This is a genomic window from Pseudomonas sp. I8001, from assembly GCF_013385345.1.
GTDB lineage: Bacteria > Pseudomonadota > Gammaproteobacteria > Pseudomonadales > Pseudomonadaceae > Aquipseudomonas.
The window spans coordinates 1-15,049 of record NZ_JACAQC010000030.1; the positions used below are offsets into that span (position 1 = coordinate 1).

General features: G+C 57.7%; 10 protein-coding genes and 1 pseudogene. 3 read left to right on the forward strand and 8 right to left on the reverse strand.

Annotated features, from left to right (window positions below):
- Positions 1-256 precede the first annotated feature (256 nt).
- The 5 genes and pseudogenes from HX839_RS19915 to HX839_RS19935 form a co-directional block, all read right to left on the reverse strand.
- Positions 257-1,688: pseudogene (locus tag HX839_RS19915) on the reverse strand (IS1182 family transposase).
- Between the two features lie 574 nt (positions 1,689-2,262).
- Positions 2,263-4,662, reverse strand: coding sequence for a TonB-dependent receptor (locus HX839_RS19920; protein ID WP_023658734.1), 2,400 nt, complete (start codon positions 4,660-4,662; stop codon positions 2,263-2,265).
- 91 nt (positions 4,663-4,753) lie between these two features.
- The gene (locus HX839_RS19925) at positions 4,754-5,593 is read right to left on the reverse strand and encodes a FecR family protein (RefSeq protein ID WP_003210519.1); all 840 of its coding nucleotides are present in this window, start codon (positions 5,591-5,593) and stop codon (positions 4,754-4,756) included.
- On the reverse strand, positions 5,590-6,093 hold the full coding sequence (locus HX839_RS19930; RefSeq protein WP_003210521.1) for an RNA polymerase sigma factor: 504 nt from the start codon (positions 6,091-6,093) through the stop codon (positions 5,590-5,592). Before HX839_RS19930 ends, HX839_RS19925 begins: the two co-directional genes overlap by 4 nt.
- Positions 6,094-6,390: 297 nt before the next feature.
- The gene (locus HX839_RS19935; protein WP_102368746.1) at positions 6,391-8,013 is read right to left on the reverse strand and encodes a PLP-dependent aminotransferase family protein; all 1,623 of its coding nucleotides are present in this window, start codon (positions 8,011-8,013) and stop codon (positions 6,391-6,393) included.
- On the opposite strand from HX839_RS19935, the gene HX839_RS19940 reads away from it, so the two are divergent.
- Both HX839_RS19940 and HX839_RS19945 read left to right on the forward strand, forming a co-directional pair.
- Positions 8,012-8,674: an FMN-binding negative transcriptional regulator gene (locus tag HX839_RS19940; RefSeq protein ID WP_008432591.1), complete on the forward strand. Its 663-nt coding sequence runs from the start codon at positions 8,012-8,014 to the stop codon at positions 8,672-8,674. The genes HX839_RS19935 and HX839_RS19940 overlap by 2 nt on opposite strands.
- Positions 8,659-9,423: a sulfite exporter TauE/SafE family protein gene (locus tag HX839_RS19945; protein WP_177067580.1), complete on the forward strand. Its 765-nt coding sequence runs from the start codon at positions 8,659-8,661 to the stop codon at positions 9,421-9,423. The genes HX839_RS19940 and HX839_RS19945 overlap by 16 nt, the downstream gene beginning before the upstream one ends.
- 435 nt (positions 9,424-9,858) lie before the next feature.
- Here the strand turns inward: HX839_RS19945 and HX839_RS19950 are convergent, their stop codons facing one another.
- On the reverse strand, positions 9,859-11,058 hold the full coding sequence (locus tag HX839_RS19950; protein ID WP_177028431.1) for an MFS transporter: 1,200 nt from the start codon (positions 11,056-11,058) through the stop codon (positions 9,859-9,861).
- Between the two features lie 98 nt (positions 11,059-11,156).
- Between HX839_RS19950 and HX839_RS19955 the strand changes: the two genes are divergently transcribed.
- Entirely contained in the window at positions 11,157-12,098 is a 942-nt protein-coding gene (locus tag HX839_RS19955) for a LysR family transcriptional regulator (protein WP_177036102.1), read from the forward strand.
- Positions 12,099-12,200: 102 nt separating this feature from the next.
- Here HX839_RS19955 and HX839_RS19960 read toward each other — a convergent pair whose 3' ends face one another.
- Complete coding sequence (locus HX839_RS19960; protein ID WP_177036103.1) at positions 12,201-13,001, reverse strand: GNAT family N-acetyltransferase; 801 nt, start codon at positions 12,999-13,001, stop codon at positions 12,201-12,203.
- A 385-nt stretch (positions 13,002-13,386) separates the two neighbouring features.
- A complete protein-coding gene (locus HX839_RS31755; RefSeq protein WP_177028430.1) occupies positions 13,387-14,883 on the reverse strand; it encodes a methyl-accepting chemotaxis protein in 1,497 nt (498 codons plus the stop codon).
- Between the last annotated feature and the right edge of the window lie 166 nt (positions 14,884-15,049).

Below are 15,049 nucleotides of genomic sequence, written 5' to 3' on the forward strand. Positions count from 1 at the left end.
TTTATTCTGCATACCTCCACGGGCGCTTGGAGGAATTTGATTCACTGACGAAAGTCAGCTTTGGGTCGAAATCTGCCGGTCATGAAGGGCAGCAGTCGGCCCAGAGTGTGTAAAAACGCTCAAGGCCTCATCGTCTTGGATCATTGACGTTCGTGGCTGAACGATCGCATGGCAAATGCTGCGTATTGCATCAGTCGCGACCTGGAACACTTCAACGCTGTTTTTACAGCCTCTGGGATGGGCCAAAATCAGCTTTTTATGCCGATAGCGCCTTCATCAAACCGTGAGCACCGATGATTTTCATGACTCGTTTCATGTTGTAGGCGAGCACATTTAAACTCATCTCCGCGCCCACCCCGGCCAGCTTTCGCGTCAGGAAGTGCGTCGCACCCATCCATTGTTTGAGCGTCCCGAAGGGATGCTCAACCGTCCGCTTTCGGACTCGCATCATCTCCGGTGCTTTGCTCAGCCGAAGCTGCATCTCCTCCAATACGGCTTCATGCTCCCAGCGTCGAACACCGCCGGTGTGTGCTCGGTGTGCACTGCGGCTTCATTGCGCAGCCCCGGCATTTCGAACTCCAGTAACGGTGCAACGTCAGGCCTTTTTCAACGTTGGTATAGCGCCAGATCAGCGCCTCTCCAGCCGGGCAAATGTATTCGTTTTTTGCCGCGTCATAGATGAAGGCATCGTTATTGAAACGCCCGTCTGCCTTGGCTCCAGAGGTCATCGGCTTGGGCACATAGGCGGTGATACCTGCATCGTGACAAGCCAGGATTTGTTCGCTTTTGAAGTAACCTCGGTCAGCCACTACCGACAACGTATCTGACGCCATCGCCTCGCGGGCCTGCTTGGCCATTGAGCTGAGTTGATCCCGGTCGGAACCGACGTTGGTCACCTCATGTGCAACGATCAAATGGTGCTGAGTATCGACCGCTGTCTGCACGTTGTAGCCGACGATTCCTGTGCCGCGCGTCATCATGGAACGGGCGTCTGGATCGGTCAGTGAGACCTGTTTATCCGGCGATTCATTGAGCTGGATTTCGATCGCTTGAAGCTCCTTCATTTGAGTTTTGAGCTTGGCGATTTCCTCTTCCAGCCGCCCGGCACTGGGCTCGGAAGCTATGGGTTCTTGCCGCTCGGCAGCATCGAGTGCCGCTAGGTAACGGTTGATACTCGATTCAATTTCTTCCATGCGCCGCTTCAGTTTGGCGTTGGTGAAATTGCGGTCGCGGTTGTTGGCTGCTTTGAATTTACTGCCATCAATGGCGACCAGATGTTCTCCGAACAGCCCCAATTGCTGACATAGCACAACGAACTGGCGACAGACGCCTCTGATGGCCTTGCTGTTGTCTTTTCGGAAGTTGGCGATGGTCTTGAAGTCCGGCATCAAACGCCCGGTCAACCACATCAGTTCGACGTTGCGCTGGGCTTCTCGCTCCAAACGTCGGCTCGACTGGATGCGGTTGAGATAGCCGTAGATGTAGATCTTCAGCAGGATCGCGGAGTGGTAAGCCGGCCGGCCAGTATCAGCTGGAATGGCACCTTCAAAACCCAGATTGACCAGGTCGAGTTCGTCGACGAAGACGTCGACTACCCGCACCGGATTGGTATCGCTGACGTAGTCGTCGAGGCTCTCGGGAAGTAAGGTGCCTTGGCCTCGATGTTCACCTTGGATAAAGCGCTTCATGGGCGATCCCTGCGATGAAATCCTCAGAAATCATAGCAAGAGTTCGCGAAGGCGTTTTTACACACTCTGGGCCGAGACTGTGTAAAAAGGCTTCCATCGTACTTAGATCTGCAGCGTTAAATCTTCCAACCTTAATCAGTCACAGGAGCGTTCGTGGCTGGGTTTATCCTAATTATCTTGTGAGGAAAGTAATGGAGGCTCTTCAACGTGCTCCCATTCCAAATACCACTCGTATGTTTCGTTGTCAGCCTTGAATTCATGTTTAACAGTCCTGCCAAGTCTCACTAGCTTTCGAGCCATGTGAGAGGAATGTGTCTTAGTCATTCTCGGCGCTTTCATAAATGTCATCGTGTGTATGATTGCTGGAGATTTTAACGCAGGAACTGCCTGATGAAATGCTTCATTCAAGGCGAATATCGCGTCAAAGCGGACAAGATCCTGAAATGTTGGTTGTTCGATAATGCGCGTTGGAAAGTCAGCTTACTGATCGTGCCATAGGCCAGTGGAGCGTAGTCGTCTACTCTCCCTGGCCACCATCGACGGGTGTTCTGGCAGTTGAATGGCGCAGGCGTCTTCAGAACTGGTACTTGAGCCCCACCATCACGTTGCGCGGATCACCGCTGTAGTAGCTGTTGTAGAGGCCGTAGCCTGTGTAGTACTCGCGATCAAAGATGTTATTGAAATTAAGCGAGGCACTCAGGTGCTTATCGATGTCATAACGTGCCAACAAACCGACCACGGCAAAACTACCCTCCTTGGCCTCCGATTCCAGTGACTCGTTGACGAAGTATGTCTTGCCCTGCCAGATAACGTTGCCGCCAACCGTCAGGTCCTTGAGCGCACCGTTGAGCTTGTAGGTGCTTGCCAGCTTGAACTGGCGCTCAGGGCGCTGGGAGTCGATACGGTTGTGCTGCTCATCACGCGGCTGGGAATAGGTGAACCCGGTCAGTACCTGCCAGCCCGGCAATACTTCGCCGGAGGCCTGCAACTCAAAGCCCTTGGTGGTATTGGTCACACCCTCGTAAGCATCACGACCGTCGTCGGTGCTGCCTACGTACTGCGCAAAGTTGTCCTGCTTGGTCTTGAACACCGCGATGCTGGTGTTCAATGCACCGCCGTAGAACTCGGACTTGAGGCCAGCCTCGTAGTTCTTGCCGGCCATGGGTTCCAAGACTTTGCCGCTGATATCGATGTTGCTTTGCGGTTCAAAAATGTCGGTATAGCTGACATAGACCGAATGCTGCTCAGTCAGGTCATAGACCACGCCAGCGTAGGGGATGACCTTGCCGGTTTTCTTGGCATCATCATGGTCAGGGTTGGCCGGGTCAGAGTTATAACCCAGCTCGCCTTCGCGCTTGTAGTTGACGACGCGGCTACCTAGGATAACGGACAGATCGTCCGTAGGTTTGAGGCGCACCGCGCCAAAAGCGCCGACTTCCTTGATGTGATAATCCTGGGAGCTCCAGGTTACGTAGGACGTAGGGCGAGGCGCATTATTGCCCCAGTTGTCAAAGTCCACGCTCAGGCGCGCAGAGGTTGCATCGGCATTTTGCGAGAAGTAATCCGAGCGGCGGTCGCTGACATTAAGCCCCAGGATCAAGTCGTGGGTGCGACCGAGCAAGGAGAACGGCCCGGTGGAATAAGCATCCACCGAATCGGTGTTGATGACATAGGTCTTGTGGCTACGGAACAACTGGGCTTGACGGGTCGTTTGGTCTGGGTAAGGGCCCCAACCGATCAGGTTGCCTTGCAGTTGCTCGGTGTCGCCTTTCCAGTGGCTGGCTTCGACACGCAGCATCCAGTCATTGTCGAAATGATGCTCGACACCGCCAAAGTACTTGGTGCTTTCACTGTCGGCATAGGCCCATCTGGCCGCCGGGTTTTTCGAGCGGGAAAAATCGGTACGCGTGCCATCGGCGTAAAACAACGGCAACTGGCCAAAGCTGGAACCGTTGGAGTTGATCTTTTGATAGTCGATACCGCCATACACCATGGTGTTGTCGCTGATGTCGGCTTCACCGATGGCGTAGAACACGTTTTTCTTCGACGAGTAGTAATCGATGAAGGAGTTGGAGTCGTCGTACGCCGCGACGACCCGACCCCGCACTGCGCCGTTTTGCGTGAGGGGCCCGGACAGGTCCATCTCAGTGCGATAGCGATCCCAGCTACCGCCACTGCCAGACACGTACCCCTGGAATTCCGTGGTAGGACGCTTGCGCACTAAGTTGACCACGCCCGCCGGGCTGCCGACGCCGCTCATCAATCCAGTGGCGCCGCGTACGACCTCCACCCGGTCATAGATGGCCATGTCCCGCACACCCAGGCCGTTGGTGTTAGTGGTGAAATCTGAAGTAGGCACGCCGTCGTACTGGAAGCTATTCAGCGCGAAACCACGGGAATAGAAGTTGAAGCGCTCGCTGTCGTCATGCATCACCGACACACCGGGGGTCTGCCCCAATACATCAGAGATTGTGCCCAAGCTCTGATCAGTCATTTGTTGGCGGGTGATCACCGTCACTGATTGTGGTGTTTGGCGCAGGGTAAGCGGCAACTTGGTTGCCGTACTCGTCGCGCCCGTAGTGTAGGACCCGGAGTTCTCCGTCGTCACACCCAGCGCGTGCCCCTGAATCGTGGTTGCGCCTAAGTTGAGCGCGTCATCGCTGGCGGATGGGGCGATCAAATAACTGCCGTCGTCGACCTTCTGCACCTGCAGGCCGCTTTGGCCGATCAGGCTTTGCAGGGCCTGCTCCACGGTCATCTGGCTGTGCAGCGCCGGGGCTTGCCGGCCCTCGGCGATATCCGTGGCGAACAGCACATGGCTGCCGGTTTGTTGCGCCAGCGCATTGAGGGACTTATCCAGCGCTTGCGCGGGAATATCCAAGCGGTAGGTGGCGGATTGCGCATTGGCGGCCCCCGCCAGTAACAGGCTGGAAGCCAGTAATGCCAGACGTTGCACTCGCGTGTTCTTACCCATTGTGATCCCCAGTGATGAAAGTGCTCTCTATGGGCAATGGCGTATGACGCTGTAGGAATCTTGATGTCGTGTTGAAAATAATTCTTGTCTGTTAGCGAGTCTTGTTAAGAATCACGCGGCCATCGGCGGTACGTATCAGGCTCACCGGTAGAATCCGCGGCAGCATTTCGATCAGTGTCTCGACGCTTTTGCTGTCGAACTCCCCCGACAGGCGCAGTTCACCGGTGGCTGTATTGGCCACTTTAATACGCTGCTCGCGGTACTGCTGAAGGTCGCGCACGACCTCACTCAGTGGCGTACCGTCGAAGCGCAACTTACCCTGCTGCCAGGCCGTCAGCGCCTCGCGGCTTGCCGGTGCCACCGTGCCGACCCCTTCAGCGGTGGCACGCACCTGCTCGCCCGCCTTCAGCAGGCGTGGCGCGGTGTGGTCATTGTTGACCTCGACACTGCCCTCGATCACACCCACATCCACCCCACGCTCATCGCTGCGTAGATTGAATATTGTGCCTATGTCCCGCACTCGTACGCCCTGGCTACGCACAATAAACGGCGAATCGCCATGTACCACGGTGAACATCGCTTCGCCGTTCAGCAATTCCAATTGACGGCTGCGCAGGCGTTTTTCGATACGCAGATGAGCGCCGGAATTGAGCATCGCCAAGCTACCATCCTGCAAACGAACTTCCTGACGTTGGCCGATGGCGACCTGCACATCCTCCGTCTGCCAGGCCGGATCCAACTGCCACAAGCCACCTGCCAGCGCCAGGACCAACAATCCGGCACCCAGGGATTTCTGTTTGCTGCGGCGGCTTTTGGTGAAGGCTTTACCTTCGGCCAGCAAGGTTTCCTTGGACGGCACGCGCTCACGCAAAGCGTCCGCGAACGGCTGCAGCAGATCGTTTTTGGGGTCACGGGAAGGCGAGGAATTCATGGGTTTTTCCGAAGGGCTCGGCGCGCCGGCTCCCAATGCTGACCGATGGTCTTCATGGCCCGCCCGAAATGCTGGGTCACCATGTTCACCGAAATTCCCAGCTCCTCTGCGATCTCCCGTTGCGACATGTCATGGATGCGATGCAGCAGGAATACCTGCCGCTGACGCACGGGCAACGCCTGGATGATGTCTAGCAACGCCGCCAGCTGCTGCTCGAAATCCAGCGCCTGGGCGCCGTCCCAATCGTCGACGCTCAGGTACTCGGGCACATGGCCATTTAAATGAGCCTGCCGCGTACGCTCGGCGCGAATACGGTCGATGGCGCGGTTGAACGCCGTTTTACGCAGGAACGCCAAAGGCGTGGCGATGGGGTCGCGGGGTGGTTTCTCCAGCATCTGCACGCACACTTCATGCATCAAGTCGCGTGCGAAGTCTCGGCCGTGGAAGCGACGCTTGATGTAGTCAACTAGGTCGTCGTAATGGAGAGCCAGGGCGGCCATCAGGGGGTGATGTGTGGGCATTCCGAGAACTGGCGTTTATGAGAATAGATCTCATCATAAAGGGTTGAGGGGGAGATAGCGAGGGGGAGTTCAAGGCTACTGCTGACGTGCCGATAAATTTCAGATTTAACGTAGAAGCGCACACTTCAATTTTGGCGAAGCGTTTTTACACACTCTGGGCCATTAGCGGTCGATCACGCCCAGCAGCTATTGGCCGATTTCTGCCTTTCGTGACAAGCAGCAATCGGCCAATAGCGGTGCCTCCGTCCAGAACCAGTTTCCACCCTTAGCAGTCACTCAAGCCGACCACTTTTTCTTATTCGCCTTATCTCTACCTTGTAAATTTGCTCGAGTCCGAAGCTCTTTAACCTCCCGAATCACCGTGCCAAGAATGCCGATCCCTTCATGAATCTGCTGCGTTGTCAGGCCGGCATAGCCCAAAATGAGTCCTGCCGATCGCTCGTATTCTACCGACGCTGGTTCGGCAAACAGCGGCGAAAGCGGATATACGCCAACCCCGCGTTCGAGCGCTATCGCCTGCAACGTCGGCTCATCCTGAGCGCGAAGCGCGGGTAGCGTTAATACGCCGTGTAAGCCCGCCGCCATGCCGGCCAGTTGCCCATATTCCGCCAGATGCTGTTCAAAAGCCTCCAGTAATGCCCTTCGCCGCAGTTCATTTTCCCGCCGCAGGCGGCGAACGTGACGCTCATAGGTTCCACTTTCGATCAATGAGGCGAGCACGTTTTGCTCCCAGCGCGGTGAGTGTCGATCGGTCAGCCGTTTGGCTTCACGGAAAACGTGAACCAACTCGCGTGGAAGAACCAGATAACCCAACCTGAGTTGCGGTGAGAGTGCCTTGGAGAACGTTCCGACATAAATGACGCGAGCATCTGCGTCCATGGATTGCAGTGCGTCGATGGGCCGCTGGCCATAGCGAAACTCGCCGCCGTAATCGTCCTCAATGATCCACGCGCGATGTCGCCTCGCCCAACTCAGCAGTTCGAGGCGACGTGCGACAGGAAGCACCGCCCCCATGGGAAACTGGTGCGACGGAGTGACAAAGGCCAGGCGCACGCGATCACCTTCCGGCAGAGCACTGGTATCCAGTCCAGAGGCATCGACGGGTATGGGCAACGCCGTCGCGCCCGTGGCCTCAAAGCAATATCTGGCCATGCGGTAGCCAGGCTCTTCGAAGACGAATGCATCTTGCGGGTTCAGCAAAAGCCGGGCGCACAGGTCAAGTCCTTGCTGCGAGCCATGCACGACGAGTATTTGATCCGCATCGCACGCCAGACCGCGTGCGCGTCGCAGATAACCTTGCAGCGCATTGCGCAAGCGCTCTTCCCCTTCGGGGTGGCCGTAAGCGAGGCTCGGTTGACGCTTGACTAGTTCGGAACGGTAGGCGCGCTGCCAACCCAGCGCCGGAAAATCCCTGGTAGCGACTGAGCCGTACCTGAAATCGATGCGGGCTTGGGGTGACGCCATGTTGTACGGCTTCATGATGGCCACTCGTTGCCCGTAAAGGGAAAGCACTGGCGGCAGTTCCTTTTGCTGCGCCGAGTCCCCTTGGGCATGCCCGGATTGAGTGCTGATTATGCTCGCTACCGTGGCGGCCTTGCCCACTGATGTCAGGACAAAGCCTTCGGCCGCCAGTTGCTCGTAAGCCGCCGTTACAGTGGTTCGCGACACGCCGAGTTCGGCCGCGATTGCCCGCGTCGACATGAGCCTCGTGCCGGCGGCAAGCGTGCCGTCTTCTATCTGCGCGCGCAGCCTGGCATAGATCCGACGTTGCGCGCCGCGGGAAAATGCATCCGGATTGGCTGAAAACTGGCCCATGGAAAAACCTCGAAACTGGCACTTTCGATGATGCAGATCGTGGTCGACATTATGGACTCCCAACAATCCGTAGTGAAATCCCATGTACATTCCCGAACACTTCGCAGAGCACCGCCCGGAACAGTTGCACCGAATTATCCGCGACAATCCGCTGGGCATCCTCGTGACTGAGGGTGAATCCGGCATGGATGCGGACCACATTCCCTTTGAACTCGATACCGGCCACGGAACATACGGGTTGCTGACCGCTCATGTGGCCCGCGCCAATCCTGTGTGGCAACGTTGCGCCGGCGGCACGCCTGTCATGGTGATCTTCAGGGGGGCAGAAGGCTACATTTCGCCCAACTGGTATGCGTCCAAACACGAAACGCATCGCCAGGTTCCCACATGGAACTACGAGGTGGTGCATGTGCATGGCGTCATGCGCGTGATGTCGGAAGAAAAGCTCCTGCGCCGCACCCTGGCCCAGCTGACTCGCCACCAGGAGTCCAAGGAGATCAAGCCCTGGAAGATGGGCGATGCGCCGCGTGAATATCTGGACGAGATGGTGTCGAGAGTTGTCGGTATCGAGATCGAAATGCAGTGCGTTGAATGCAAGCGCAAGCTCAATCAAAACAAGTCGCACGCTGATCGCTTGTCTGCGATCGCGCACTTGCGCGAGCGCGGGCACGTTGAGCTTTCTTCGATAATGCTGGCCAACCTTGAGCAGCCGGATCAGGGGGCAGCACCGTGGACCTTGAGTTGACCACCACCACGATTCTGGTGACCTTCGCCGGAGTTTTTTTGATCTGCTTTATGAAAGGTGCCTTCGGTGGAGGCTTCTCCATTGTCGGCATTCCGCTGCTGTCGCTGGTGATGGATCCGCTCACAGCCGGCGGACTGCTAGCGCCGTTGTTTATCGCGATGGACCTGTTCGGCCTGCGTTACTGGAAGCCATCCACTTGGTCTAAACCCGACTTGGTGCTGTTGTTACCAGGTCTGATTGTCGGCATCGGTGTCGGCTATCTACTCTTTCGCGTCATGGATCACCGCGCAGTCGCGTTAGTGATGGCGGCGGTTACCCTGATTTTTGTCGGCCTCTGGTTCAAAACCGGTGGGGAAATCAGGGGCAGCCAGCGCTCATCGCTCAAGGCGGTGTCCGCAGGCGTCACCTCTGGGATCACGACTATGGTCGCGCATTCTGGTGGGCCACCATTAGCGATGTACCTGTTGCCGCTCGGTCTAAGCAAGAAAACCTATGCCGGCACCACCAGCATGTTCTTTACCGTAGGCAATCTGCTCAAGGCAGTGCCTTGGCTGCTGTTAGCCAGGCCCACCGGTAACGTGCTAAGCCTGATGGTCATCTGCCTGTTAGCAGTTCCAAGTGGTGTCTGGCTGGGCTGGCGACTGCACACCAAGCTGGATCAACGCCAGATGTACCTTGCCTGCTACTGCCTGCTCGTAGTCACGGCGGTAAAACTTCTGTGGGACGGCATAAGTGGCTATATCGTCTGAAAATGCCTCACCACTATGAGGCCCAACGTTACGGCCATTATCCGACTGGCTGCCAACGGAATGTTAGCAGTCAGAGGCCGTTCAAATGGCCTGTGACACTAGGATGCTCTGCTCGGCTAGGCGTGCTTCATCGAGCTAAAATTAGCGCTTGAGGACTTCGTCAGGGTAGTAACCGAGCATCTGAACTGGACGCAGATACTCAGACGGCGCTCCGAACAATTTAATCGAGCTGCTTAGAGTGACGAAGTTGAGATTGAGCGGCGGCGTAATATCACCGGCATTGCGTGCCGTCGCTTGAGCCTCATCGAGTGCCTCGGAGATGCTGTTGATTGCAGCTCCGGAACACTCCGAGGAAGGCATCACACAGCATTTGTGTGAACTGGCTTGCCTGCATTTTGGCTGAGCCGAATTCGGACTAAGCGGCAGTAAAACCGGTCAGGGCTTGGACAAGCTCCTGAACCCAGCTTGGCCACCCACCTTAACAACCAACCAGGCCAGCAGCACCAATCCCAAGGTTGCCCAGGGGATCGATCCCACGCCTGTCGTCTCAAGCAGTACACCGCCCACTACGGCACTGCCCGCAAACGCGAGGTTCAGCACGGTCACCAGCATCGACTGAGCCACATCGGCACCGTCGGCAGCAGCATTCGCCAAAGCTGTCTGTAGCAGGGTCGGTGCACCGCTGTAACTCAGGCCCCAGGCAGCCATCGCCAGATAAACCGCTATGGCAGGCAAGCCACCCAACGCCAATGCCAGCGATACCAGCGCAAACCCGGCCAGGCTCAACAGCACCAACCGCCGCAGCCAGCGGTCAATCAATAGCCCGGTGAGCCAGATACCCACGAGAGCCGCAATGCCGAACGCAAGCAATGCCTGCTCGACCTGTCCATCCAACCCGACCGATGCCAGGAATGCCGCAATATAGGTGTAGAGCATGTAATGAGCCATGATCCACAGCATAACTACCGTCAGCACCGGTCGCACGCCTGGCCTGGACAAAACATGGCCCAGGGACAAGCGCTGACCAGCCCGTTGCCCGGCAAAGTCAGGGACATTCAGCCGAATCCAAACCATCAGCGCCAGGCTCAACGCCGCTAGCAGCCCGAACACATTGCGCCAACCGATCTGTTCACCCAGCCAGGCACTCAGTGGTACGCCCAGCGCCAAGGCGACGGGGATACCCAGCATAGCCACTGCCATCGCGCGGCCTTGCAAGGGCGCGGCGACCATGCGTCGCGCATAACCGGCCAACAGGCTCCACGCCACACCAGTGGCGACCCCGACGATCAGGCGCGCGACCAGGGTGAGGGCAAAATACGGCGACAAGGCAGTTACCGCGTTGCACAAACAGAACACCCCCACTGTCAGTAATAGCACAAGGCGCCGTGGCCAACCTTGCAAGGCCAAGGTCAAGGGAACGGCCGCCAGCCCGGAACCGAGGGCACACGCGGTGACCCATTGCCCCGCCCATGCCTGGGAAACCTCAAACGTGTCGGAGATGTGTGGCAACAGGCCGGCGGGTACGCTCTCGTTGGCAGTGGCGATAAAACTCGCGGTGGTCAGGGCCAGTAAGCCAGTGATAGGTAGTTCTGAGGACGGCGGGGGGGTGGGTTGAATCGATTCTTCGCGGTTCATGAGCTTGCTCGAAAAACAGGTGAGGCCTGATTGTGATGAAGTGTCTGTGATTTGATAATTGGTCTAGAATTTGATGCTTAATCAAATCTGGATTGAAGATGGCCACTGATCGATTGGGGGACATGCGCTTGTTCGTTGAGGCTGCCGACCTCGGCAGTCTTTCAGCCGCTGGACGCAAGTTGGGGTTGTCGCCGGCGGCGGCCAGCGCACGGTTGCTCAAGTTGGAGGCGGCGCTGCATACCCGCTTGTTTGATCGCACAACCCGTCAACTGCGGCTGACTGATGAAGGCCGGTTCTATCTGCAGCAATGCTGGGTCGCTTTGCGCGCCATTGATGAGGCGGAGGCGGGGTTGCAGGCGAGTCAGCAGGAAGTACGCGGTAAAGTCCGTCTGTCTGCCTCTACTGACTTTGGCCGTCACCTGCTTAATGACTGGCTCGAGACCTTTTGCGCGCAGCATCCGCAGTTGAAGGTGGCGCTGACCTTGTCGGACGCTATGTCTAACCTGGTACAGGACGATGTCGACCTGGCCATTCGTTTCGGCCCACTGCGTGATAGCTCGTTGATCGCCCGGCAACTGGCACCCAACTGGCGGGTGCTTTGTGCCTCGCCGGACTACCTGGCGAGCCACGGCGAGCCGCAGACGCCGGCCGAGCTCACCGGGCATAAATTTATTCTGCTGGTGACTCCGGCGGGTCCTTTAAACACCTTTCATTTCAGGGTGGACGGCCAGACATGGAACCACAGTGTGCCATTGGAAAGCGCCTGGGAAACCAACGATGGCGCCGTGGCACGTGCTTGGGCATTGGCCGGTCATGGCATTGCACGCAAGACCATTTGGGACGCAGCAGCGGATATCCGTGCCGGGCGGTTGAAGGTGCTGCTGCCTGACTATTGCGTAGCAGAAGCTGGGGTGTTTGCGGTGCTGCATGGCAATCGGTACCGAATTGCCAGAGTGCGGGTCCTGTTGGACTTTCTGGTGGAGCGTTTCAAATGTGCCACCGAGGAACTTCTGCGCGACGTCGATGTGCCGAGGTTTTAAATGAATATGAACAGCTCTGGCTGACTTACCATTTTCGCCATAGGCGCAGCAGCTTTTTACATCTACCGTTCGCACAAGCGGAAGGTAGATTACGAATCTGTTTCAACCATCTGCCAAGCGGTACAGCGCCTGAGCATGAGACGCCGCCAGCCCAATGCGCTGCAAATTACGGCGACTCTGTGAACTTGGAAGCGCAGTTGCAGCAATCACCAGGCTGCCGTGCTTCTTTGCTTGCTCTATCCGGTGAGATATCAGCGCTCCATGATAGCCCAAGCCTCGTGCATTTTTTCGAGTGGCAGCCGTGCCCAGGTAGGCAACGCCATTGCTGGCCAGGTACATCAACGCGCCTGCAACGACTTGCCCATCAGCTTTAAGGACGTAGATTTTCAGGCGTTCATTCGACATCAGTCCTGCAAAACAAGCCTGGCTCAACTGACGATGCTCTGGCTTGGTATGAAAGCCACTCGCATGAACTGCCGCGAACTCCGGGAGAGAGTCTGAAGTGGCCTCTTCGATGTTGAATAATTGGGGGGTCAACACCGCATCCTCGATGGGGCACGCAAGCTGCAGATGCGTCCACCCCCTCAAACGCTCGAATCGCTCCTCACCCACAAAAGCGAATTGCTCCAACGTCGAGGCTTTCCCGATAAGGGGCGTTACTGTTGAATACTCCGCTGACTCCTTGAGCAAGCTCAGCAGTGAAAGGGGGTTGCCGGTGCTGTCACCGTAGATACGATTGAACATCGGGCTAGGTGTTGCCTTCACCTGAAAGCACGGAAAGGCCCCATTGAAAAACACACGAGCACCAAAAGGATTTCCACTAACCCGCGACAAGCTCTCAACGCGGGAACACAAGTACTCGCTTTCTGCGGCTTCGATGGCATGCGCCCATTCAACATCCATGTGCATCGTCTCTTTGCAAGATTTCCAGGGAAGGTAGCGGTAAATCAACCCCTACGCACCTGCGAGGGCAGTGAAATAGATTGTCAGGCCAATGGGAGAAGTTTGGGCATCTGCCACAGAAGAGACATCGCTTGGCTTGTCGATAATCGACCCGGCTGCGTACATGCTCAAAGCCAATCCGATGTGCGATGACTTGATGGAAGAGGCAAGCCGCTATGCGTTATCCGGCCCACGCTCAAAATGAACACGCCACGTCCAAATAAAGGAGCAGAAAGGGCCCGATTCATTTGATTGAAACCCGATCTGCCCGTAGCGACGCTCACGCCTGGACTAACAATCCGCGTCAGAAGCAGGGCTTGAATCAAGCACCGGCCGATGCTCCCACTCACTGATGAAACCGGCGCCCCAGCGCATCCAGCCGCACCGCAATCGGCGGTAACCGCTCACTGCTCCTGGCCAGCGTCTCCACATCCTGCGCCGTATTCTGCGCGATGCTCTGCACCGACTGCAGCCGCCCGACAATCTCCACATTCGCCGTGGATTGCTCACGGGTGGTCGACACAATCCGCCCATTCAACTGGTCGATCTGCGAAATATCATTGCCCACCGCCCGCAGCATCTCCACCGCCAATTGGCTGTCCTCCACGCAGCGCTCCACGCCCTGGCGACTGTCGTGCATGGCCTCTACCGCTTGCCGGCTGCCGTGTTGCAACCCTTCAATAATCGTCTTGATCTCCTGGGTCGACACCGCCGTGCGTTGCGCCAGGCTGCGGACCTCATCGGCGACCACGGCAAACCCGCGCCCTTGCTCACCCGCGCGGGCGGCTTCGATGGCGGCGTTGAGGGCCAGCAGGTTGGTCTGGTTGGCGATGCTGTTGATCACCTCCAGCACCGAGCCGATTTGTTCGGCCTGCACGGCCAGCCCTTCGACCGTCTCGTTAGTGTCGTGGAGGCGGGTGGCGAGCTGAGTGATTTCCAGCTGGGCACGGCCGACGCTTTCCTGGCCACGGATGATCTGCTGGCTGGCTTGCCCCGCGTGCTCGACGGCATGCTCCACGTGCACGGCGATATGGCCCATGGCATCTTCCATGCGCTGCATGGAACCGGTCATCTGGGCGATTTCCGCCAGTTGGTGGCGCGCGCCTTTTTCCAGGGTGCCGCTGGCGTGAGCCAGCTCCTGGCCGAGTTGGCCGAGGCCGTGGGAGTCGCGGGCGACGCCGTCGATCAGGCCGGTGATCTGGGTCAGAAAGTGATCGAAACGGGTGGCAAGGGAGACATGCACTTTTTCCGGACTGCCCTTGACGGCCTCACCGCTGAACTGCGTGGTGACGGCGAGCATTTTTTCGAGCATTTCCTGGCTTTCTACCGCTTCGGTCTGGCTGTGCACCGCGAGGTAGAGCAGGGCGACCGTCTCCATCACCACGTAGAACGCGTGGACGAAAATCATGCTCCAGCCGCCGTGATGCTCCATCACAAACACCGGGAAACCCTGGTGCTGCAAGGCATGAAACACCACGTGGTGCACCGCGATGGTGACGGCGGCCACCAGGATAGGCAGCCAGTCGCGGTAGAAGGTCAACACCGCCAGCAGCGCGAAGATACCGAAGTGCGATTCGATGACACCCTGGGCCTGGTTGATGTGCAACGCCGCCATCACCATCAGCCCAACGCCAAGGGCGCAACGCATCAGGCGGGTGCCGCCGATGACGCGATAGGCCAGGGTCAGCACCACGCTGGTGCCGCCGCCTATGAAGAGCGCTTGAAGCAGCGTGTCGTGCCAGAACGCCAGGCCCAGGGAGAAGAGGGTCATCAGCCAGATCAGGGCGAGCATGATGCGGTCGGCTTTGCGGTAGTGCTCGATGAAACGGGCTTGGGCAGGCATTCACTCGTACTCCATGTGGACGGGCCGGGGTGAGGCAAGCATGCGACGTGCCATACGGGCATGCGGGGAGCGAATCGGGTGTGGGGGAGCGGGGGGTGGTTGGTGGTAGGAGGTTATCGGCGGTGTTGGGTGGGGCTTTAGGGGGGATAAGCCAGAAGCTGCTTGT